Here is a 22,136-nt window from a genome sequence, read left to right as displayed (position 1 = left end):
AAACCCGACCTCAGCCATGCCCATATGCAGACAAATCGCATCTGCATGAGGACGAACCAATGACTTCAACCGCCGCGCACTATCCTGCCCTTACGGAATGGAACGGAAAAAACGGTTTGCCTCGGTTCGATGCTGTCAAAGACGAGGATTTTGCCGGTGCTTTCGATGAAGCCCTCGCCATCCACGATACCGAGATTGACGAGATCGCGGGCAACCCTGATGCCCCGAACTTCGCCAACACCATCATTGCTCTGGAAACCGCCGGGGAAGCGTTGTCACGGGTCTCGGCACTGTTCTGGAACAAGGCCGGTGCTCATACCAATCCTGCCATTCAGGCACTGGAGCGCGACATCGCGCCAAAAATGTCGCGGCATTACTCTCGGATCAGCATGAACGAAGCGCTTTTTGCGCGCATCGATGCGCTGTGGGAGAAACGCGAGACCCTTGGCCTGACAGGTGAGGAGACGCGCGTCTTGGAGCGGCACTGGAAGGGCTTTGTCCGTTCGGGTGCGAAGCTGGCGAAAGACCATCAGGAACGCCTTGCCGCCATCAACGAAGAGCTTGCTGGCCTCGGTGCAAAGTTCGGGCAGAATGTTCTGGCCGACGAAAAAAGCTGGAAGCTGCTTCTGTCTACGGAAGAAGAACTTGCAGGCCTTCCCGGTTTCCTGCGCGACGCAATGGAAAGTGCTGCGCGCGAGCAGGGCGAAGACGACAAATTCGCCGTTACCCTGTCGCGCTCGATCATCGAACCTTTCCTGACATTTTCCGAGCGTCGCGACCTGCGCGAACAGGCGTTTCACGCGTGGGTCGCGCGTGGAGAAAATGGCGGCGACACAGACAATCGCGAGACCGTAAAGCGCACGCTCGAACTGCGCGATGAAAAGGCAAAGCTTCTGGGCTACGCAAATTTTGCCGCCTATAAACTTGATAACACCATGGCAAAAACGCCGGATGCCGTAAACGCGCTGTTGATCCGGGTCTGGGAAAAAGCGGTCGAGCGCGCCGCAGAGGAAGAGGCAGAACTGGCCACCGTCATCAGCGACGAAGGCAAGAACCATGACGTCATGCCGTGGGACTGGCGTCACTATGCCGAGAAACTCCGGGCGAAAAAGTTCAATTTCTCGGAAGCTGAACTCAAGCCCTATCTGCAACTGGAAAAAATCATCGAAGCCTGCTTCGATGTCGCTCAGAGACTTTTCGGCATCCGCGCCATCGAGTCGAAGGACGTGACCGCCTACCACCCGGATGTCCGCACTTTTGAAATTCGCGATGAGCAGGGTGCTCTCGTCGCGATGTTCCTCGCCGATTTCTTCGCCCGTCCGTCAAAGCGATCAGGCGCATGGATGAGCGCTTTTCAGTCGCAGCACAAACTGCCCCTGAAGAACGGTATGACAGGTGAGTTACCGATCATCTACAACGTCTGCAACTTCGCAAAGCCGTCACAGGGAAAACCGGCGCTGCTGTCGCTCGATGATGCCCGAACCCTGTTCCATGAATTCGGCCACGCCTTGCATGGCATGCTATCCAATGTCACCTATCCCTCCGTTTCAGGAACGGGCGTCTCGCGTGATTTCGTGGAACTGCCGTCGCAGCTTTACGAACATTGGCTGACCGTCCCGGAAATCCTTGAAAAATATGCTCTTCACTATGAGACCGGCACACCAATGCCGAAGGCGCTGCTGGACAAGGTTCTGGCAGCACAGACATTCAACGCAGGTTTCAATACGGTCGAGTTTACCTCCTCGGCGCTGGTGGACATGGCGTTCCACACACGAGGCGCGGTCGCAGACCCGATGGCGGTGCAGGCCGAGGTTCTGGCATCGCTTGGCATGCCGAAATCCATGGTCATGCGCCACGCCACGCCGCACTTCCAGCATGTCTTTTCCGGTGACGGTTATTCGGCGGGCTACTATTCCTACATGTGGTCGGAGGTTCTCGACGCCGATGCTTTCGAAGCCTTCGAGGAAACCGGTGATTCTTTCGACGCCGACATGGCCCGCAAGCTGAAAGACAACATCTACTCCGTCGGCGGCTCCATCGACGCCGAAGAAACCTACAAGGCGTTTCGCGGCAAGATGCCAAGCCCGGATGCGATGTTGAAAAAGCGTGGTTTGGTTTCGGGCTGAGCTTGGCGACAGCCACCCGAAAACTGTCACAAAACTCTGCTATCGCGTTTCTGCAAGGGGCTTATGTCTTAGGCCCCCTTTCGCATTTGTAAAAAAAAGGTTATAGGGCCGCCAGACTAAATTGGCGCATCTAAGATATGACGCCCCAACTTCAGAGATATTGAACAATGGCAATTCGCAACATCGCGATTATCGCGCACGTTGACCATGGCAAAACGACGCTCGTTGACGAGCTTCTGAAACAGTCCGGTTCGTTCCGCGAAAACCAGCGCGTTGCAGAGCGCGTCATGGACAGTAACGACCTCGAAAAAGAACGCGGCATCACCATTCTCGCCAAGGCAACGTCTGTCGAGTGGAAAGGCGTTCGCATCAACATCGTTGACACTCCCGGCCACGCCGACTTTGGCGGCGAAGTCGAGCGTATCCTGTCGATGGTGGATGGCGCGATCGTTCTGGTCGACTCGTCTGAAGGCCCGATGCCACAGACCAAGTTCGTCGTATCAAAGGCTCTCAAGGTCGGTCTTCGCCCAATCGTTGCGATCAACAAAATCGACCGTCCCGATGGCCGCCACGAAGAAGTCATCAACGAAGTGTTCGACCTTTTCGCGAACCTCGATGCCACTGACGAACAGCTCGATTTCCCGATCCTTTACGGCTCCGGTCGCGATGGCTGGATGAATGTCAACCCGGAAGGTCCGAAGGACGAAGGTCTTGCACCGCTGCTCGATCTCGTGCTCAAGCACGTTCCTGAGCCAACGGTTGAAGAAGGTCCGTTCCGTCTGATCGGCACGATCCTTGAAGCCAACCCCTTCCTCGGTCGCATCATCACCGGTCGTATCGCCTCCGGTTCGATCAAGCCGAACCAGGCCGTCAAGGTGCTGGGCCAGGATGGCAAGACCATCGAAACCGGCCGTATTTCCAAGATCCTCGCGTTCCGCGGTATCGAGCGCACCGCGATCGATGAAGCCCATGCGGGTGACATCGTCGCCATCGCTGGTCTTTCCAAAGGCACCGTTGCCGACACCTTCTGTGACCCCTCCGTCACCGAAGCCATGACCGCACAGCCGATCGACCCGCCAACGGTTACGATGTCCTTCATCGTTAACGACTCACCGCTTGCCGGTACCGAAGGCGATAAGGTCACATCGCGCGTTATCCGCGATCGTCTGTACAAGGAAGCCGAAGGCAACGTTGCACTGAAGATCGAAGAAGCCGAAGGCAAGGACTCGTTTTTCGTATCAGGCCGTGGCGAATTGCAGCTGGCCGTTCTGATCGAGACCATGCGTCGCGAAGGCTTCGAGCTTGCCGTTTCGCGTCCTCGCGTCGTCATGCAGAAGGATGAAAACGGCCAGACCATCGAGCCGATCGAAGAAGTCGTCATCGACGTCGATGAAGAACATTCCGGTATCGTTGTTCAGAAGATGTCCGAGCGCAAGGCAGAAATGACCGAGCTTCGCCCATCCGGTGGCAACCGCGTTCGTCTGAAGTTCCTGGCTCCAACGCGTGGCCTCATCGGCTACCAGTCCGAACTGCTGACGGACACACGCGGCACAGCGATCATGAACCGTCTGTTCCACTCCTACCAGCCGTTCAAGGGTGCCATCGCTGGTCGCGTCCAGGGCGTTCTGCTGTCGAATGGTTCCGGTGAAGCGGTTGCTTACGCCATGTTCAACCTGGAAGATCGCGGCCCGATGATGATTGAGCCCGGCGAAAAGGTTTACGCTGGCATGATCATCGGCATTCATACCCGTGACAACGACCTTGAAGTCAACGTCCTCAAGGGCAAGCAGCTCACCAACATCCGCGCCGCCGGCAAGGATGAAGCCGTGAAGCTGACACCGCCGATCCGCATGACGCTCGACCGCGCCCTGTCCTGGATCCAGGACGACGAGTTGATGGAAGTGACGCCAAAGTCCATCCGTCTGCGGAAGATGTTCCTGGACGCCAACGACCGCAAGCGCTTCGACAAGGCAAAGCTTGCTGGCTGATTGCCAGCATAGTTTCAAACTCGAAGAGCCCGGCCATCGCGCCGGGTTTTTTGTTGTCCGGCCTCTTCTATAATTGCCGGACATTTATTCGCGGGACTGAGTCGGACAGCACTTGCCTCAAGGGTAAATATAGCGTTAATTTTTCGCTATCATCCACATGAATAGGCTGTGGGTAAGCTCAAAGCCGTTAACCTTTATGGCTGGTAAGTTTTCCGCGCCGGGATCAGAATCGCGTTATGAAAACGTTATCCATAGACATTCGCCGAGCAGAGCCGGACGATGCGCGCGCCATTTCCGACGCGCATAGATCCTCCTGGCAGCAGGCCTATGGGGGTCTTATTCCCCATAAACCGCTGCGGCAAATGCTGGATCGTCGCAATGAAATATGGTGGCGCAAGGCGGCGCGCGGTTCGGCCACGATGCTGGTGGTGGAGATAGCAGGCGTCATCGCGGGTTATGCGACACTCGGCCTCAACCGCGCCCGCGGTCTGCCTTATGACGGCGAAATCTACGAGATCTATCTGCGCCCGGAATATCAGGGCATGGGCCTCGGCTCTGTTTTATTTACCGAAGCGCGGCGTCTGCTCAAGTCTCTGGGCTGCAACGGCGCCGTCGTTTGGTGCCTGGAAGACAGCGCTGTCGCCACTCATTTCTTCCGTTCTCACGGGGGCAAGGACGTGGCAGAGGGCATGGAGGACTTCGCGGGCGTGCAACTGCGCAAACTCGGTTTCGCCTGGCTCTGACACCACGCGTTCCGTCCCCTACATGAGCGTACCACCTTCGCACGGAGTGGCCTTCAAATCGTACCGATTTTGCTCTAATGCAACCAAGAGCAATGTACTGACCTGCATAATTTCGGAGTGAGAGATGGAAAAATTCACAAAACTGACGGGTGTTGCCGCCCCTATGCCGGTCGTCAACATCGACACGGACATGATCATTCCGAAGGACTATCTCAAAACCATCAAGCGCACCGGTCTCGGCAAAGGTCTGTTTGCGGAAGCCCGTTACCTGGAGGACGGTTCAGACAATCCCGATTTCGTGCTGAACAAACCTGCCTATCGCAACGCCCAAATTCTTGTCGCGGGTGACAATTTCGGCTGCGGTTCCTCGCGAGAACATGCGCCTTGGGCTTTGCTGGATTTCGGCATTCGCTGCGTGATCTCCACCAGCTTTGCTGATATTTTCTACAGCAACTGTTTCAAGAATGGCATCTTGCCCATCGTCGTCAGCCCTGAGAACCTGGAAAAGCTGATGGACGACGCGTCACGCGGCTCTAATGCCGTCGTCACTGTCGATCTTGAAAACCTCGAAATCAGCGGCCCGGACGGTGGCACGATCAAGTTCGAATTGGATGAATTCAAACGCCACTGCATGCTGAACGGTCTCGATGACATAGGCCTGACGCTAGAACATGCCGGTGCGATCGATACGTTCGAAAAGACCAACGCCTCCTCGCGGCCCTGGGCATAGGCGCTTTCGCACGCATTCCAGGCCATCTGGTCTGCAACCCGTACCAAATCGGCGCCAGCCTTCCTTGAAATAGGCAATCTCCACCGCTAAGAAGCCCGCACCCCGCAACGTTACGCTGCGGGGTCACGATTTTTGACGCGCCCGCCGTTTGAAAACCATCCATGGTTTTGCTGCGTGGCCAAGGAGGATTATCATGACAGTGCGCACGCTTTTCCTGCTGCCCGGTGACGGCATCGGCCCTGAAGCCATGGCGGAAGTCCGCAAGCTGATCGATTATCTCAACAGCGAAAAATCTGCTGGCTTCCAAACCGAAGAAGGCCTTGTCGGCGGCAGTGCCTATGACGCGCACGGCGTGGCGATTTCCGACGCAGACATGGAGAAGGCGCTGGCCGCAGACGCCATTCTGTTCGGCGCAGTCGGTGGTCCCAAGTGGGATGGCGTACCGTACGAGGTAAGGCCAGAATCCGGCCTCTTGCGCCTGCGCAAGGACTTGGAGCTGTTCGCCAATCTGCGCCCGGCGATCTGCTACCCAGCTCTTGCTGCAGCATCGTCGCTAAAGCAGGAACTGGTCGAGGGCCTCGATATCCTCATCGTTCGTGAATTGACGGGTGGCGTTTATTTCGGCGAGCCGAAGCAGATCATCGACTTGGGCAACGGCCAGAAACGCGGCATCGACACGCAGATTTATGACACGTTTGAAATCGAACGCATTGCCAGTGTCGCATTCGAGCTGGCCCGCACCCGTGGCAACCGCGTTTGCTCCATGGAAAAGCGTAACGTCATGAAATCCGGTGTGTTGTGGAATCAGGTCGTCACAGAAACCCACGCTGCGAAATACAAAGACGTGCAGCTTGAGCACATGCTGGCCGACGCGGGTGGCATGCAACTGGTGCGCAAGCCAAAGCAGTTCGATGTCATCGTCACCGACAACCTGTTTGGCGATATGTTGTCCGATGTTGCGGCCATGTTGACCGGCTCTCTCGGCATGCTACCGTCCGCCTCGCTCGGCGCCCCCGACGCCAAGACCGGCAAGCGCAAGGCCATGTATGAGCCCGTGCATGGCTCTGCGCCTGATATCGCAGGCCAGGGCATCGCCAACCCCATCGCCATGATCGCGTCCTTCGCCATGTGCCTGCGCTATTCGTTCAACATGGTGGATGAGGCCACCAAGCTGGAAACGGCCATCGCCAACGTTCTGGACAAGGGCATCCGTACCGCCGATATCGTGTCGGATGGCAGCCGTCAGGTCAGCACGTCCGAGATGGGGGATGCGGTTCTGGAAGAGTTCAAGGCGCTTTTTGCGTAAGCGCTGTTGGCTGGGCAGGGGGCATCGCGCCTTGCCCAGCATTATCGTTCGATAAGAGGTGCTCATATCGCTTGTCCGTCAGCGTTTTTAGAAATGCCACGATAGCATCCACCCGCTTGTCATCCAGAGCAGGTGCCGCCGTCAGCTCCGTTATGGCGATATTTTCGGGCACCTCGGGTGCTTCCCACGCCTGACCCGTTTCCGGGTTAATCTGACGGCTGGGCTTCTTGCTTTTGTATTTCACGTAGAACAGCACGACCGTGCGCAGATCCTTGAACACGCCATTGTGCATGTAGGGGCCGGTTACGGCCACATTGCGCAGGGTCGGCACCTTGAATTTGCCACGCTGGGCCGGATCACCCGCCACGGCAGGGTTTTGGGCGAGACCCAGATCCACCGCGTCGGGCCTGGAGCCATTCGCCGCTCGTACCGCCTTGTTGGCGGGAACGCCGATATTGAAATATTTATGGTTGGTGAAGACACCATCGGACAGACCGTTTGCGCCCTTGATCTCATGGCATGTGTTACAGTTTGTGAACTGGCTGGATGACATCAAGACGCGGCCCAGCTCTTCCTGATCGGTCAGCTTTTCCTCACCACGCAAAAAGCGGTCATATCTGGAATCAAACGCAGAGAACGTATCGGAACGCTCGTAGGCGGCCAGCGCCTTGGCCATCGCCGCAAAGGCAGCATCATCGCTGGTGAAGACATCGCCACCAAACTGCGTGCCGAAAGCGGTGACGTAATCCGGGTTTTCCTTCAGCCGCTTTATGAGCGTGAGCTTGTCCGGCATGCCCATTTCAAACGGGTTCAATGGCGGGCCGCCTGCCTGATCTTCCAGCGTGGATGCGCGCCCATCCCAGAACTGACCGCCGACATATTCACCGGCAGCATTCTTGCCGAAGGTTGGAGAGAATTTCGCGTAAGCCGCCGTTGGCACGTTGCGGTCGCCCAAGGACGTGCCGTCATCACCCAGCGAAACATCATGCCCGACCTTGTCGGTCTCGCGCCCATCGGTAAAGCCCAAAGCCTCCATGTGGCAGGTGGAGCAGGACATGGTGCGGTTTTTGGACAGGTTGGGGTCAACGAACAGCGCCGCGCCCAGTTTTTCCCGCGTCGATAAATCGTCTCCGCCATGCGCAGGATCAACCCTCCCTATGCCGGACAGCAGCAAGGTGAGAATGCACAAAGCAAGAATGGAATTCAGATGCCTGATCATGGCTGAGGCCGGATGTCGTGGAACTGGGATGCTCTATAGCACCTCGTTACGGCAAAGCACAAAAACTTTCTGTGCTCGCTCCACTTTCCCGCAGCAGAGTGCCTCAGTCGATCTGGAAGTAGTTCTCGAAGGATTCCGGAAAGTTCTGCCGTGCCACCCGCTCGTCAATGATGAGCATGGATTCGTAGGACAGAGGGTCAAAATTCTTGTCCGCAGGCAGCACCTCGCGCCCGAAAAGCAGGCTGAGACGGGCCGCATCGAGGTTTCCTCGCTCGAACGGCTCGTTGCCGAACTGATGCCACAGCGCATGCATGAAGGCCGCGTCCACCTTGTGCTCGGCCGAGTCGTTGCGGGCACGTCGCGGAATGAATTTAACAGGTGTCACGCCGCGCGGATTGGCGCGGCGTATGGTGAACTGAATGCCCGTGCTCGGCATGCCGGATGGAAAGCCGCGGTGTTTCGTCATTTCAGGCAGCTTTGCCATCGTCTGTTCCTTATGCTTTGCCGATCTTGTCCTGTGTCTTCGTATCGAAGTCGGACGCATCGTGGCGTTCGTGCAATTGTTCCGAAGGGTCGCCATTCATCCTGTTGACCATGCGACCGCGCTTCACCGCCGGACGTTCCGCGATCTCGTTTGCCCAGCGCTGAAGATTCTTATAGCTCTTCACGTCCAGAAAGACATCCGCCTTTGGATAGGACTGCCCACGCGCCAGATTTCCGTACCAAGGCCAAACGGCGATATCGGCAATCGAATATTCCGAACCGGCGAAATACTGGTTCTCTGCCAGATGACGGTCCAGCACGTCAAGCTGTCGCTTGGCTTCCATCGCAAAACGGTCGATCGCATATTTGATATGCACTGGTGCATAAGCGTAGAAGTGCCCGAAACCGCCGCCCAGATAGGGGCCGGATGCCATTTGCCAGAACAGCCAATTGATCGCCTCGGTGCGGCCCTTGTGATCTGTCGGCAGAAACGCACCGAACTTTTCCGCGAGATAAAGCAGGATCGATCCGCTTTCGAACACACGTGTTGGCTCAGGCGTGGAACGATCCACCAGGGCCGGGATTTTCGAATTGGGATTGGCCTTGACGAAATCGGAGCCGAACTGGTCGCCATCGCCGATCTTGATCAGCCAGGCATCATATTCCGCGCCCGTGTGGCCTGCTGCCAGCAACTCCTCCAGCATGATACCGACCTTCTGGCCGTTTGGCGTCGCCAGCGAATAGAGCTGCAGCGGATGTCTGCCCACAGGCAACGCCTTGTCATGTGTCGGACCGGCGATGGGGCGGTTGATATTGGCGAACTGACCGCCATTGCCCTTTTCCCATTCCCAGACTTCCGGTGGTTCATAACCAGCGGGAAAGTTATTTTCGGGGGATTTCTCGGTCATGAAAATTTGTCCTTGTTCAACGGGTCGAGCCTAAGGGTTCAGCACTCACACGACAATATAGGAAGACGGCGGAATTCCTCCACCACCATATCGATGAGAAAAACTTAACCTTTGGCAATCGCGTGAAAAAACGTACCGGTCACCAACCCGCGTCTGCTCCCGGATGGCCCAATCACTTTGCCCTGCCCGTCTGCAATCTCTGCAAAGGCTTCGTCATGCCCCGGATCGATCACGCGTGCGTAATGAAATTCGTGACCACGCAACACCTCACCGGCACGCCCAAGGACGCCATCATTGGCAATCATTGCCTGCCGATAGCCGAGGTTCATCTTGCGGCTGGCAAAGCTGGTGGCGTGGGACAGAAGCCCCGTCATGCTATGCCTGATGCCCTCCGCATCTTCCAACGCCGCGCCCAGAACCATGTAGCCACCGCACTCACCGTGAACCGGCTTTGTCTGCGAAAACCGGGCTAGCCCCGCTTTGAAAGCATTGGCGGCGGCAAGCCGTCCCGCAAAAAGCTCTGGATATCCCCCCGGCAGCCAGCAGACATCGCAGGATGCGTCTGGTGCTTCATCCGCCAAGGGTGAAAACGGCAACATTTCTGCACCCGCTTGCCGCCAAAGACGCTGAAGATGCGGATAAAGAAAGGTGAAAGCCGCATCCTGCGCCAAGGCGATGCGCTGGCCGGGTGGATCAATCGCCGCATCAACCGATCCCTGCGGCACATCCACAGGGCGCGCCAGCGCCAGGAGAGCATCGAGGTCGACCGCGTTTTCCATGGCGTCGGCAAGACGTTCGATATGGGCGTCTATCTCCGGGTGTTCGCTGGCCTGCACCAGCCCCAGATGCCGCTCTGGTAACACCAGCGACGGATCACGCATCACACAACCGGCAACCGGCAGGCCGATCTTTTCGATGGCATTAGAACAAAGCGTGCGATGTCTTTCGCTGCCCACACGGTTCAGTATCACTGCGGCCATTTCGACAGCCGGATCGTAATGGGCAAAACCATGTGCCACGGCTGCCGCTGTCTGCGACTGGCCGGAAATATCCAGCACCAGCAAACAGGGAATACCGAACAGACGTGCCAGATCAGCCGCAGAGCCGGTTCGGTTGTCTGGCACCACGATACCATCAAACAGGCCCATGGCGCTTTCGATCAATACCAGCTCGGCGTCCTCAGCCTGCTGTGCAAACAGGTGTCGCAGCAAATCCGGCTGCATCGCCCAGCTATCGAGATTAAGTCCCGGCGTTCCGGCAGCAAAGGCATGGAAACCGGGATCGATATAGTCAGGCCCGGTCTTGATGCCCCGCACTTTGACCCCACGCCGTGCGAAAGCGCGCAACAGACCGATTGTGACGCTGGTCTTGCCGGAGCCGGACCGGGGCGCACCAATGATGAGCGCTCGCGCCGTCATGGCTTAGCCTGTTTGAAAATAAGCGGTCTCGACATGCACACTGCCTGTTGTTTCCCGATGACGGACAAACCCGTAACCGCTATAGAAACACGATGGAAACGGATGGAAAAAATCTGCGTCGCGGCTGGACGACCGGCGCTTGCGCCACGGCGGCGGCAAAGGCTGCCTGCACCGCATTGCTGACCGGTGACTTTCCATACCCTGTCGAGATCGAACTTCCAAGCGGCAAGCGCGTCGGCTTTTCGCTGGCAACCAGTGAAATTGGAGACGGCTACGCACGCGCTGGTGTCATCAAGGATGCAGGCGACGATCCGGACGTGACCCACGGTGCATTGATCGAAACGACGATACGGCGCGCACAGACAGGCAAAGGCATCACCTTCAAGGCGGGCAGGGGTGTGGGCACCGTCACCCGTCCCGGCCTGCCTCTCGCCATCGGCGAACCCGCCATCAACCCCGTACCCCGCAAGATGATTGTCTCTGCAATCCGCGAGGTGGCTGGGGAGAATGCGGATTTCGAAGTCGAGATTGCGGTGGAAAATGGTGAGGCACTGGCTGAAAAGACGCTGAATGGGCGGCTCGGCATTGTCGGCGGCCTTTCCATTCTCGGCACCACCGGCATCGTCATCCCTTTTTCCTGCTCGGCCTGGATCCACTCCATCTGGCGCGGCATCGATGTGGCGCGTGCCGAAGGCCTGCCGCATATTCTCGGCGCGACCGGCAACGCCTCGGAAAAAGCGGGACAGGCCCTGCACGGATTGCCGGAAACGGCGCTGATCGACATGGGCGATTTTATTGGCGGTATGCTGAAATATCTGCGCACGCATCCGGTCGAAAAATTGACGATCGCAGGTGGTGTCGCCAAGATGACAAAGCTGGCGCAGGGCATGCTCGATGTTCATTCCAAACGAGGCCTGGCCGATCTGCATGCGCTGGCGAAACTCGCCATGGACGCGGGCGCGGATGAGGCCCTGGCAGACCTGATCCGAAACGCCAACACGGTAGCGCACGCTTTCACGATGGCAGGCAGCGCCGGGATCAATCTCGGCAATATCGTTGCAGAGAATGCTTGGAAAACAGCGGCAGACGCGCTCAACCTACCTGAGACGGCGCTCGAAATTCTGGTGTTCGACCGGGATGGAGATTTGAAAGGGCGCTTCGGCTTTGCGCCCTCTCATCACGTCTCGGGTTTTCCGTCCGGCGAGCGGAACCGGCGCACATAATCCGTGCTGTACAACGCGCTCTCGCGAAAATCCTCCGATGCCAGCCCTTTCCCGACGAAGATCAACGCCGTGCGCTCCACCGTCTCTTCGGCAAGCTTGGCCTCTATATCATCAAGCGTGCCACGTATAACCCGCTCTTCCGGCCATGATGCCCGTACGACGATGACGACCGGGCAATCGGCTCCGTAAAGCGGTGTCAAATCCTCCACCACCTTGGCAATGGCGTGGATGGCGAGATGAATGGCAAGGGTCGCCCCTGTCGCGCCGAAAGCCTTCAACGTCTCCGTCTCCGGCATTTTAGAGGCACGGCCTGAAATACGGGTCAGCACAAGGCTTTGCGCCACTTCGGGCACCGTCAGCTCGCGCCGCAAGGTGGCAGCGGCAGCGGCAAAGGAGGGTACACCGGGCGTGACCGTATAATCCAATCCCAGCCGTTCCAGACGGCGGATCTGCTCGCCCATGGCGCTCCAGACGGAGAGATCACCAGAGTGGAGCCTCGCCACATCCTTGCCCTCACGCGCCGCCGCCACATATTCCGCCTCGATATCGTCAAGCGAAAGCGCCGCCGTATCGACGATCCGCGCACCACCAGGGCAATAATCCAGCAATGCTTTCGGCACCAGCGATCCCGCATAGAGGCAGACCGGGCAGGCGGCGATCAGATCGCGCCCACGTACCGTGATGAGATCAGGCGCACCGGGACCGGCACCGATGAAATGAACCGTCATTGTTCGTCTCCAGACGTGGCAAACGCCACCGTAATATCGCCGATCACCATACGCGCGGCGATAAGCCTTGAATGGGGTCCCAAAGCCGCCAGAGCCGCTGCTTCGCTAAGGCTGGGAGAGCCAGCATGTTTCAGGCTCGTTGCCGATTCTGTTATCGTACGGTGGCCTGCCTGTTCAAAATCGGCGCGCGCCACCACGACGAGCGCCATGCCCAGCCGTGTCGCCGCCTCCATCAAACCCGGCTCATCACCTTTTATGGGTGCCGTCACGATAAAATCGACCTTCGCGCCGTAGACCCGCGACGCCTCGTTTAGCGCGGCAATGATTGCCTCGGCGCTGGTTCCCCTGCGACATCCGATCCCGGCAACAATCACGGCTTGACCCAAGCCCATTGCGTCACCGGCATAGCCGCCCGCCAACCCTGCATGGAACCAACCGGGGACGCACGCGCAACCTCGAGCCTTATCAACGACCCGCCCAGCCGCGCCTTTGCACCAAGCAACATGGCTTCCATTTCCAGCGTCACCGCATTGGCCACCAGTCGCCCACCGGGTTTCAGCGCTTCGATCGCACCGTCCAGAACACCATGCTCGCTGCCACCGCCACCGATAAAGATTGCATCCGGCGCAGGCAGTCCCTCGAAAGCCTGCGGTGCCGGCCCGATCATCACCTCCAGCCCCGGCACGCCAAAGGCCTGCGCATTGCGCGTGGCGCGTTCAGCCCGTTCCGGGTGCTGCTCAATGCCGATGGCCCGCAGCGACGGATGCGCCAGCATCCATTCGATGCCGATGGAACCGGAACCCGCACCGATATCCCACAGCAATTCGCCATGACGCGGAGACAGTGACGACAACGTTACGGCCCGGATTTCCCTTTTGGTCATCTGGCCATCATGCTCAAACAATGCATCGTCCAGCCCTTGCGAATAGGGCAGGATACGCGCCGTTTCATCGGCAACGACCTCGATTGCCACGACATTCAGCGGATCGACATGAGAAGCCAAAAACTCCGCCGCCTTTCCATGCCGAACCTTTTCACGTGGCCCACCCAAAGTCTCCAGCAGCGTGAAATTCGAGGGCCCGAAACTGGCGTCGCACAAAAGTTGCGCCAACGGTGCAGGGGCTTTTTCATCCGATGTCAGCACGATAAGCTTCGCGCCCGGGTGCAGACGGGGACGAATGAGATCGATGGAGCGGCCATGCAGCGACACGCAGTCCACATCCTGCAACGCCCATCCAAGTCGCGAAGCAGCCAAGGAAAACGCCGATGGGGCAGGGTAGGAGACAACCTCCTCAGCAGCCACATGTCGAAGCAGTGTCACACCGACACCGTAAAAAAACGGATCTCCAGAGGCCAGTACGCAAACCTTTCGGCCTCGCAATGCCACAACCTCGGCTATTTCCACATCGAACGGCACCGGCCATGGCCTAGCTTCACCATGGATCGCATCCGCTGCCAGTGCCAGATGCCGCTTACCACCGAAGACGAGGTCAGCGGTTTCTATGGCGCCAAGTGCATTTCGGCCCAACCCTTCCAGTCCATCCTCGCCAATGCCGACGATGGAAAGCCAGGGCGCTATCGCCTTTTCAGTGGATACGCCATCGATTTCGGCATATTCAGACGCCATGACAGGCTCCATACTCATTCTTGGCGGCACGGCGCATGCCCGCATTCTGGCTGGAAAACTGGCTGAAGACTCCGGCTACCGTCTTTTGCTCTCTCTGGCTGGCCGCACCCGTGACCCGGTTGTGCAACCGGTGCCGATGCGAAGCGGCGGCTTTGGCGGTGCCAGCGGACTTGCCGCCTTTATCATGGAACATGACTTCGATCTGCTGGTGGATGCCACCCACCCTTACGCGGCGCGCATATCCGCCAACGCCGTTCAGGCCGCCGCGATCGCGCAGGTACCGCTGGTGACACTGCAACGTCCCGCATGGGAAAAACAGGCTGATGATAACTGGCAGAGTGTGGCCAATGTCGACAGCGCCGTAAGCGCTCTCGGGGCCGAGTGCACCAACGCCTTCCTTGCGCTGGGTCGTCAGGAGCTTTTGCCCTTCCAAGCCGCGCCGCAACACAATTACCTCATCCGAAGCGTTGATCCTGTCGAGCCGCCGCTCTGCGTGCCGCATGCGCGTTACATTACGGCGCGTGGGCCTTTCGCGGTGGAAGACGAAATCAACCTGCTGCGTGAAAACCGCATCAGCTTTATTGTCTGCAAGAATTCCGGTGGCACGGCAGCCTATGCGAAGATCGAAGCGGCGCGACAACTTGGCATCAAAGTGCTGATGATCGACCGCCCACCGCTCGGCAGCGGCATGACCGTGCCGAATATTGAATCTGCGCTGGCCGCCATCCGCCATCAGCTTTCCCTTTTGGATGAACGCGGCGAATAGACGATCGGCATTTGCCCTTCCCGGTCGATCAACCGTGTTTCCACCGAACCAACGATGATGCATGTCGCCATATCCGCCATGTCGCTTCGAGCGTCAGATAGCGGCACGACGCGCATTCTCTGATCCGCTCGCCCTGCGGCGCGCCCGAATATGACCGGCACTGAGCCGGGAAGATGAGCGCGTAGCACATCGAACGCCGTTGCCAACTGGTGGGGTCGCGCTTTGCTGACGGGATTATAGAACGCCATCACGAAACCGGCGTCAGCCGCCGCAATCAACCGCTTTTCGATCAGCGGCCAGGGTTTCAAATTGTCCGACAGCGAAATGGCGCAAAAATCATGCCCCAGCGGCGCGCCAGCTTTGGCAGCAACCGCTAGCATGGCGGTAACGCCGGGAACGACACGGAAATCGAGGTCCCGCCACTCGGCAGGGCCGGCTTCGATCGCCTCACACACCGCCGCCGCCATGGCGAAAACACCGGGATCACCGCCCGACACGACACAGACCTTGCCGCCACGAGCTGCCAGCGTCAGCGCCGCTTCGGCACGGGAGATTTCCTCGCGATTGTCGGATGCATGGCGGCGTTGATGCGGAGCAAGCGAGAGGCGATCAAGATAGGGAATGTAGCCGAAAAAATCTTCCGCCTCACGCACGGTATCCAGCGCTTCCGGCGTGATCTGCCCCAGATTGCCCGGGCCGAGCCCGACGACGGTGAGGCATCCGCTCATAGGGTCTCTCCACCCACTGGCCTATCTTTCCAGCCCGGAACCAGCACCAGCGAAAAATACGGCGCGGGCGAGCCATCATGCTCCACAAGCCGCATCGCGTGACCGTTTGCCATCGTGCCACGCTCCACATAAAGCGCGCTTTCGAGCTTGCCCGTCTTTTCCAGCGCGCGGCGGATTTTCGGCAGGTTGCGACCAACCTTCATGATGACAGCGCCATCTGTGCCGGAAAGACGGTCCGTCAGGCTGTCTTCGCCAAGCGTACCGGGTAGGACACTCAAGATGTCGTCACCCTGCACCAGCGGCAGACCAGCCATCGACCAGCAACCGGACATTGCGGTAATCCCCGCCACCACCTCCGCCGGATAAGACGGTGCGAGCCGCAAATGCAGGTGCATGTAGGAACCGTAAAACAGCGGATCACCCTCGGAAAGCACCGCAACATTGCGCCCTGCATCCAGATGAACCGCGATATCCCGCGCCGACTGGTCGAAAAATCCGGCAATCGCGCTGCGATAGTCATCACCGTTTTTATCGCTCTCCACCGTCACGGGATAGACCAGCGGCATTTCCAGCGTGCCAGAGCGGATGAAGCCATCGACAATGCCGCGTCCATTGCCCTTGCTGCCCTTCTTGCAGAAGAAGGCAACGACATCGGCAGTCTCGATGGCGCGCACCGCCTTCAGCGTCAAAAGTTCGGGATCACCCGGCCCGGTACCAACACCGATCAGCTTTCCCTTCAGCACCTTCTGCGCGTCTGGCTCGAACAATGCAGCGCTCATAGTCCGGGCCTCGCCACGGCATTTACCGCCGCTGCCGTCATCGCCGAACCACCAAGGCGCCCCTTGACGATAGCGTAAGGAATACACAGGGGGCTTTCCTCCAGCGCATCTTTCGATTCCATCGCACCGACAAAACCAACCGGCATGCCAATGATGGCGGCGGGGCGGGGCGCACCACGCTCCAGCATTTCCAGAAGGTAAAACAACGCTGTCGGCGCGTTGCCGATAGCGACCACCGCACCATCCAGCTTTTCGGCCCAGAGGTCGAGTGCGGCAGCAGAACGGGTATTGCCGATCTGCTTTGCCAGTTCAGGCGTGCGCGGATCGCGCAAGGTGCAGATCACCGCGTTGCGGGCGGGTAGACGCGCCCGGGTCACGCCATGCGCTACCATTTCGGCGTCGCATAAAACAGGCTTGCCCGCCTCAAGCGCACCGCGCGCGGCAGACACGAAATCTGGTGAAAACCGAAAGTGCTGTGCCGCCTCGACAAGCCCGCAGGCATGGATCATGCGAATGGCAATCTCGGCCTGGTCAGGCGTGAAGGCAGACAGATCAGCCTCTTCCCGCACCATCGCGAAGGAGCGCTCATAGATCGCGTTACCATCGCGAATATAGTCGTATTCAGTCATCGATCTTCCTGTCGGAGCGCCGCAACGATCTTCTGCCTGCCAAGACGGGAAAGCAGGGTGCGGGCATTTTCTCCGGGCTTATGTTCTTTTTCATATAAACGGGCAAGTCGCGAAAGTGCGACCCTTTGCTCCGTAAAGGGTAAAATCACATCTGGGGCGCCTGAAGCGCGACCGGAATAGGAAAAAGCCAATCCCTCGGAAGAGCCGGAAAAGGCCAAAGTCGCAGCGGTCGGGTGGGCACAACCCTTTCCACATCCAGAAAGATGGAGCGTGAGGGACCCATCCAGCAACCCGGCAATCTCGATGGCGGCGTCTTCTGCCAGTGCCCGCGTGGCGATGAAGGCTGAAGCACAAGCCGGTTTCCCGGTACAGGCGGCAATTGCCGAACGTGGATCATCGGCAGTCGTTACGAAACCTAACTCGGCGGCTCGGGCAAGGAGAGCTTGGCAGGCGTCCTCTGTGCCGATGAAAAAAAGCGTATGCGCTGGACCGGGCCTGACGTTCTTGATACCGAGCGCTGTAGCGTTGCCGCAGAGAGAGGACAGTGCCTCTGCTGATATCTGCCCAAAGGCTGGTGCCAGTGCTGCAGCAAAGCGGTTGTTTGTCAGTGGCGATATTGAGGGGCGATGGATGTCGTCTACCAAGCGCATCAAACCAAAAGGAGAGGAAACCCGTGCAGGTGGCACATCGACAGCATGCTCAATCAACCGATCTCCGCAAATCCGTCGAACCGTCTCAATCTCAAGATCACGCCCCCGCGCATTCCGCCCCCGTTCCGCCAGACAGGAAAGCAGCTCGATAACGACATCAACAGCATCATCCGCGCGCAGCAGACCCGCCTTCAAACTCTGGTCTTGCGCCCCACCCAGCATCAAAAACCAGAACAGGCCATCATCAAGCCTAATCGCCTTCAGCCTGATATCAGCGAGCAGTTCGGCCATCTCCACTTGCCCGCCACCATCAATGATAACGGACATTTTCGCCGCCAGACAATCATCAAGACCGAGCGTAGCAGCCGTTTCAGATACCCGGCTTACGATTGAGAGCGTCTCTGCAATTGCCGTCTCATCCATTCCTGCAAGCGGCGATGTCTCCACCGCCAACCCTTTCCGCAGCGGCAGACCAAGCGCCAGAACATCGACCTCCAGCGCCGCAGCACTTCCCGCCGTCAGTCCACGAAACTGCACGCCGCCGCGCGCTGTAAGATCGATCAACCCATTGCCGTAGCGAATGCCGAGAGCGCACAGGCGCTCCAAATCCGTAGCCGAAATCGCATCCGTAAACGCCACCCGAGACAGCAATCCGTCCCCTGTCTGCATGGGCGCTGACAAAGCGGGGCACACGCCACGGCGCGTAAAGGGCGTGATGTCCAGGGGGCGGGCGCTCATGCGCTTTCCCTCGTCTGTTTCGGGGCGATCAGCATTTCCAACTCCGCATCCACCGCATTGCGGCGACTGTGCCAGAGGCCACGACGACGGGCGGAGAGAAACCGTTGCGCCATAACCTCGGCTGCCTGCGGGTTTTCGCGCAGAATGAAATCGCGCACCTCTTCATCGCCGAAATAGGCGTCGTAAAGTGCTTCGATGAGGGACGACGACACCGCATGGGTCGTCTCGGCAAAACCGATCAGACGATCGACTGTCTCGGCAAATTCAGAGGCACCACGCGGGCCATGCCGCATCTGCCCGGCAATAAAGCGTGGATTGACAGCCCGAGCACGCACCACACGGGTGATGGCCTGCGCAATGGAGCGAGCCCGTGGCCGTGCCGGATCGGTCGTATCCAACGCAACGACATCTGCCGATTGGCCAAGCGCTGCCTTGGCCGCTGCAAAACCACCAATGAAAGCAACGTCCGAAGACCCATCCAGCAGGTCACGTCCCGGATCGTCCCCCGTATGAACCAGCAGGTCGGCTTTTTCGATCTGAGCGGCAAAACCAGCGTCGGTGAACACGCCAAGCCCATCCGCCCCGCCAAAAGCATGGCTTGCGGCATCGAGATAGATCTGGCCCAGCTCCTCGCGCCCATCCCAGCGGCCATTGGCCAGCTTTTCTTCGATACCCGCACCATACGTGCCGGGCGCTGAACCAAAGATGCGCGGGGGAATGTGGCCAAGGGCCGCCGCCTCTTCGCCCAATGGATTGTCACCCGGCGATTCTTCGCGCCGTGCAATCGCCTTTGCGGCAGCGTCGAGCAAAGCGATCAATGCCGGAAACATATCGCGAAACAGACCGGAAATGCGGAATGTCACATCCACGCGGGGACGTCCCAGCACCGCTGGCGGTAGCACTTCAATGCCGGTGACGCGACCTGTAGCCTGATCGTAGATCGGCCGCGCACCCATCAGATGCAGCGCCTGGCCCACATCTTCGCCGCCATTGCGCAGAGACGCCGACCCCCAGAGATCGAACACGATATGCTTCGGCCAATCACCATGGCGTTGCAGATGATGCCGCAACACCTCTTCGCCCGCCATACGGCCAAGGTCGAAAGCGGTTGGGGTCGGCATGGTCCGCGGGTCGGCAGCGTAGAGGTTACGGCCTGTGGGCAGCACGTCCAGTCGTCCGCGCGCCGGTGCGCCGGAAGGGCCGGGCCTGATATGCTGGCCATCGAGCGCTGCCAGCAACGCCGCTTTTTCAGTCTTCGCACTGTCTCGCCTCAGGGCATCAGGCTCATCATCCACACATCGACCAAACACATGCTGGCCATCCTTGATGGCGAAATCTTTCAGGTCGCAGAGAAACGCGTCAATGCGCGACAGCGCCGTATCGGCATCGTCCTGCGAGCCAACACCGGCATCTGCCGCAAGGCCGGTTTCCCGCGCTTTCTCGACAATAAGCGTCGCCAGCCGGTCGCGGCGGCGGCGATCCAGCCCATCGGCCTGAGCATATTCATCGACGAGCTGTTCCAGTACCATCTGTTCGCTCGAAAGCCCGGCATTCACCAGCACTGGCGGAATATGGCCGATGGTCACCGCAGCGATCCGGCGCTTGGCGACCGCCGCTTCGCCGGGATTGGAGACGATAAAGGGATAGATCACCGGCAGCGCACCGGTGACGATTTCAGGGAAACAGGTTTGCGACAGCGCCACTGTCTTGCCGGGCAACCATTCCAGCGTACCATGCGCGCCGACATGAATGATCGCATGCGCATCAAGGGTCTGCCGCATCCATGCGCCAAAAGCGATCAGCGCATGCCGGGGTGGTAGAGCAGGGTCGTGATAATCCGCCCGCCGGTCTTCGTTGCGGCCACGATCCGGCGCCAGTGCAACTGTTACGGAGCCGAATCGAGCGGCCCGGAAGTGGAAGATGCCGCCTTCAAAAGCATCATCCGCCTCGGCATCGTCCCACGTCTCATCCATGGCCACATTGGCAGTTCGGGGCATGGCGCGGCGAAAGGCTGAATACTCGGCCAACCCAAACGAAGCCGTCTCGTTTTCGACGCGGTCGAGCAAGGCCCGCGGCGTCTCGGGAATATCGTCCACCGTGTAGCCCGCGTCGCGAAGATCGCGCAGCATCTCCAGCACACTCTGGGGAACATCCAGACCCACCGCATAACCCGTGCGTCCCGGTGCGGCACCGGGATAATCCGGCATCAGGATGACAATTCGACGCTGCGATGGCGCCGTATGCTTCAGCCGCAGGAAAGCTGAAATGCGGTCCGCAACCTGGTTGACGCGATCGGCTTCTGGACAATGGACGAGCCCGCGACCCCCGTCAGGGTCGGGCTGCTTGAAGGAGATGGCGCCGGCCAGAATCCGGCCATCCAGCTCTGGCAGCACCACATGCATGGCGAGATCAGACGGATTGAGGCCCCGCACATTGTCCGCCCAGCCATCGCGACGCGTGGTGGCCATGATAACCTGAAACGTCGCTACGCCCAGCCGGTCGAACAGGCTATGGCCCTCTCTATCGACATGGCTGGCAAAGGCAGTCGCCGCAATCATCGCCGCCGGTTTCAGTGGCACGAGTGTCTCTTCCAGAAACCGGATCGTTTCCACATCCTTCAAACCGCCGACGAGGATCGGAAGCGGGGCGAATCCACGCTGACGTAAGGTCCCATATAGCGCGTCAATGGGAGCGACGTCAGCGGCCATCAGCATGGAACGATAGAACAGGATCGGCAGCAGAGGCGCGTCGTCTGAAAATCCACTCAGCGCCTCTGAAAGATCGACAACACCCTCGCCGGGTCGGTAGAACCCGGTTTTCGGCAGGGGCTCCGCTTCGATGTCTGGCCAGGTGGCGCCTTGCGCAAAAGCCGCAAGTCCTTTCGCCACGCGGTCCATATTCTGAGGCCCACCTTGGCGAAAGAACGACAGGATCTTGGCCTGCGTCGGCAGATCGACCGTGGATGCCGCTTCCAGTTTATCGTCACGCTCGCTGCATTCTCCCGGCAGAAGCACCAGCTTGATACCGCGTCGTCTCGCCATTCTGGCAAGCTCATCGACGCCATAACGCCAACGGTCGGCACCACCGAGAATCCGGATAAGGATCAACTTTGCATGTTCTGCGGTCTTCTCGAGCCACAGATCGACAGACATGGGATGCCGCAGCTCGAAAAGATTTTCGGACACGAATGACACCGAACCATCCGTGCTTCGCTGCCACGCACGCTCCAGACCTCCAAGATCGCTGGCCGAAAAGGACATCACCACCACATCAGCCTTGCCCTGATTGAGATCAACCGGCTCGATCAGGTCGTCCAGAGACGAAGATGTGGTGGCGAGGATGTGCAT

The 22,136-nt window shown here is 58.9% G+C and carries 19 protein-coding genes; 7 read left to right on the top strand and 12 right to left on the bottom strand.

Annotated elements, in window-relative coordinates:
- Positions 1-59 precede the first annotated feature (59 nt).
- The 5 genes from EKM04_RS02140 (at position 60) to leuB (ending at position 6,893) form a co-directional block, all read left to right on the top strand.
- Positions 60-2,126, top strand: coding sequence for a M3 family metallopeptidase (locus tag EKM04_RS02140; protein ID WP_183896442.1), 2,067 nt, complete (start codon positions 60-62; stop codon positions 2,124-2,126).
- 167 nt (positions 2,127-2,293) lie between these two features.
- Complete coding sequence (gene typA, locus EKM04_RS02135; protein ID WP_174154357.1) at positions 2,294-4,114, top strand: translational GTPase TypA; 1,821 nt, start codon at positions 2,294-2,296, stop codon at positions 4,112-4,114.
- A gap of 236 nt (positions 4,115-4,350) precedes the next feature.
- The gene (locus tag EKM04_RS02130; protein ID WP_183896444.1) at positions 4,351-4,857 is read left to right on the top strand and encodes a GNAT family N-acetyltransferase; all 507 of its coding nucleotides are present in this window, start codon (positions 4,351-4,353) and stop codon (positions 4,855-4,857) included.
- A 124-nt stretch (positions 4,858-4,981) separates the two neighbouring features.
- A complete protein-coding gene (leuD, locus tag EKM04_RS02125) occupies positions 4,982-5,587 on the top strand; it encodes a 3-isopropylmalate dehydratase small subunit (RefSeq protein WP_183896446.1) in 606 nt (201 codons plus the stop codon).
- Positions 5,588-5,780: 193 nt separating this feature from the next.
- Positions 5,781-6,893, top strand: a complete 1,113-nt coding sequence (gene leuB, locus EKM04_RS02120; RefSeq protein ID WP_174154360.1) for a 3-isopropylmalate dehydrogenase — start codon at positions 5,781-5,783, stop codon at positions 6,891-6,893.
- On the opposite strand, the gene EKM04_RS02115 is transcribed toward leuB, so the two are convergent.
- From EKM04_RS02115 to EKM04_RS02100, 4 genes are all read right to left on the bottom strand, one after another.
- The gene (locus EKM04_RS02115) at positions 6,874-8,112 is read right to left on the bottom strand and encodes a cytochrome-c peroxidase (protein WP_183896448.1); all 1,239 of its coding nucleotides are present in this window, start codon (positions 8,110-8,112) and stop codon (positions 6,874-6,876) included. The genes leuB and EKM04_RS02115 overlap by 20 nt on opposite strands.
- Positions 8,113-8,215: 103 nt before the next feature.
- Positions 8,216-8,596: a hypothetical protein gene (locus EKM04_RS02110; RefSeq protein ID WP_183896450.1), complete on the bottom strand. Its 381-nt coding sequence runs from the start codon at positions 8,594-8,596 to the stop codon at positions 8,216-8,218.
- A gap of 10 nt (positions 8,597-8,606) precedes the next feature.
- Positions 8,607-9,503 carry a glutathione-dependent disulfide-bond oxidoreductase gene (yghU, locus tag EKM04_RS02105; RefSeq protein ID WP_183896452.1) on the bottom strand — a complete coding sequence of 299 codons (897 nt, stop codon included), beginning with the start codon at positions 9,501-9,503 and terminating at the stop codon, positions 8,607-8,609.
- A gap of 104 nt (positions 9,504-9,607) precedes the next feature.
- Positions 9,608-10,921, bottom strand: coding sequence for a cobyrinic acid a,c-diamide synthase CobB (locus EKM04_RS02100; protein WP_183896454.1), 1,314 nt, complete (start codon positions 10,919-10,921; stop codon positions 9,608-9,610).
- 92 nt (positions 10,922-11,013) lie between these two features.
- Here EKM04_RS02100 and EKM04_RS02095 point away from each other — a divergent pair, with 92 nt between their 5' ends.
- Complete coding sequence (locus EKM04_RS02095; protein WP_183896456.1) at positions 11,014-12,144, top strand: cobalt-precorrin-5B (C(1))-methyltransferase; 1,131 nt, start codon at positions 11,014-11,016, stop codon at positions 12,142-12,144.
- On the opposite strand, the gene cobM is transcribed toward EKM04_RS02095, so the two are convergent.
- From cobM to cbiE, 3 genes are read right to left on the bottom strand one after another with little or no spacing between them, the layout of a single operon-like run.
- The gene (gene cobM / locus EKM04_RS02090) at positions 12,099-12,872 is read right to left on the bottom strand and encodes a precorrin-4 C(11)-methyltransferase (protein ID WP_183896458.1); all 774 of its coding nucleotides are present in this window, start codon (positions 12,870-12,872) and stop codon (positions 12,099-12,101) included. The two genes, EKM04_RS02095 and cobM, sit on opposite strands and share 46 nt — an antisense overlap.
- A complete protein-coding gene (locus EKM04_RS02085) occupies positions 12,869-13,264 on the bottom strand; it encodes a cobalamin biosynthesis protein (RefSeq protein ID WP_183896459.1) in 396 nt (131 codons plus the stop codon). Before EKM04_RS02085 ends, cobM begins: the two co-directional genes overlap by 4 nt.
- Positions 13,243-14,499, bottom strand: coding sequence for a precorrin-6y C5,15-methyltransferase (decarboxylating) subunit CbiE (gene cbiE, locus EKM04_RS02080; protein WP_183896461.1), 1,257 nt, complete (start codon positions 14,497-14,499; stop codon positions 13,243-13,245). The genes EKM04_RS02085 and cbiE overlap by 22 nt, the downstream gene beginning before the upstream one ends.
- Between cbiE and EKM04_RS02075 the strand changes: the two genes are divergently transcribed.
- Entirely contained in the window at positions 14,498-15,265 is a 768-nt protein-coding gene (locus tag EKM04_RS02075; protein ID WP_183896463.1) for a cobalt-precorrin-6A reductase, read from the top strand. The genes cbiE and EKM04_RS02075 overlap by 2 nt on opposite strands.
- Here the strand turns inward: EKM04_RS02075 and EKM04_RS02070 are convergent.
- The 5 genes from EKM04_RS02070 to cobN are packed head-to-tail and all read right to left on the bottom strand — an operon-like array spanning position 15,232 to position 22,136.
- Positions 15,232-15,993: a precorrin-3B C(17)-methyltransferase gene (locus EKM04_RS02070; RefSeq protein ID WP_183896465.1), complete on the bottom strand. Its 762-nt coding sequence runs from the start codon at positions 15,991-15,993 to the stop codon at positions 15,232-15,234. The genes EKM04_RS02075 and EKM04_RS02070 overlap by 34 nt on opposite strands.
- Complete coding sequence (locus EKM04_RS02065) at positions 15,990-16,772, bottom strand: precorrin-2 C(20)-methyltransferase (RefSeq protein WP_183896467.1); 783 nt, start codon at positions 16,770-16,772, stop codon at positions 15,990-15,992. Before EKM04_RS02065 ends, EKM04_RS02070 begins: the two co-directional genes overlap by 4 nt.
- Entirely contained in the window at positions 16,769-17,401 is a 633-nt protein-coding gene (locus tag EKM04_RS02060) for a precorrin-8X methylmutase (RefSeq protein ID WP_183896469.1), read from the bottom strand. Before EKM04_RS02060 ends, EKM04_RS02065 begins: the two co-directional genes overlap by 4 nt.
- On the bottom strand, positions 17,398-18,789 hold the full coding sequence (cobG, locus tag EKM04_RS02055; protein WP_183896471.1) for a precorrin-3B synthase: 1,392 nt from the start codon (positions 18,787-18,789) through the stop codon (positions 17,398-17,400). Before cobG ends, EKM04_RS02060 begins: the two co-directional genes overlap by 4 nt.
- Positions 18,786-22,136, bottom strand: a complete 3,351-nt coding sequence (gene cobN, locus EKM04_RS02050; RefSeq protein ID WP_183896473.1) for a cobaltochelatase subunit CobN — start codon at positions 22,134-22,136, stop codon at positions 18,786-18,788. Before cobN ends, cobG begins: the two co-directional genes overlap by 4 nt.

The organism is Rhizobium skierniewicense Ch11 (assembly GCF_023757665.1).
In the GTDB taxonomy this organism is placed as follows: Bacteria; Pseudomonadota; Alphaproteobacteria; order Rhizobiales; family Rhizobiaceae; genus Agrobacterium; species Agrobacterium skierniewicense.
This window is presented reverse-complemented; position numbering and strand designations above follow the sequence as displayed.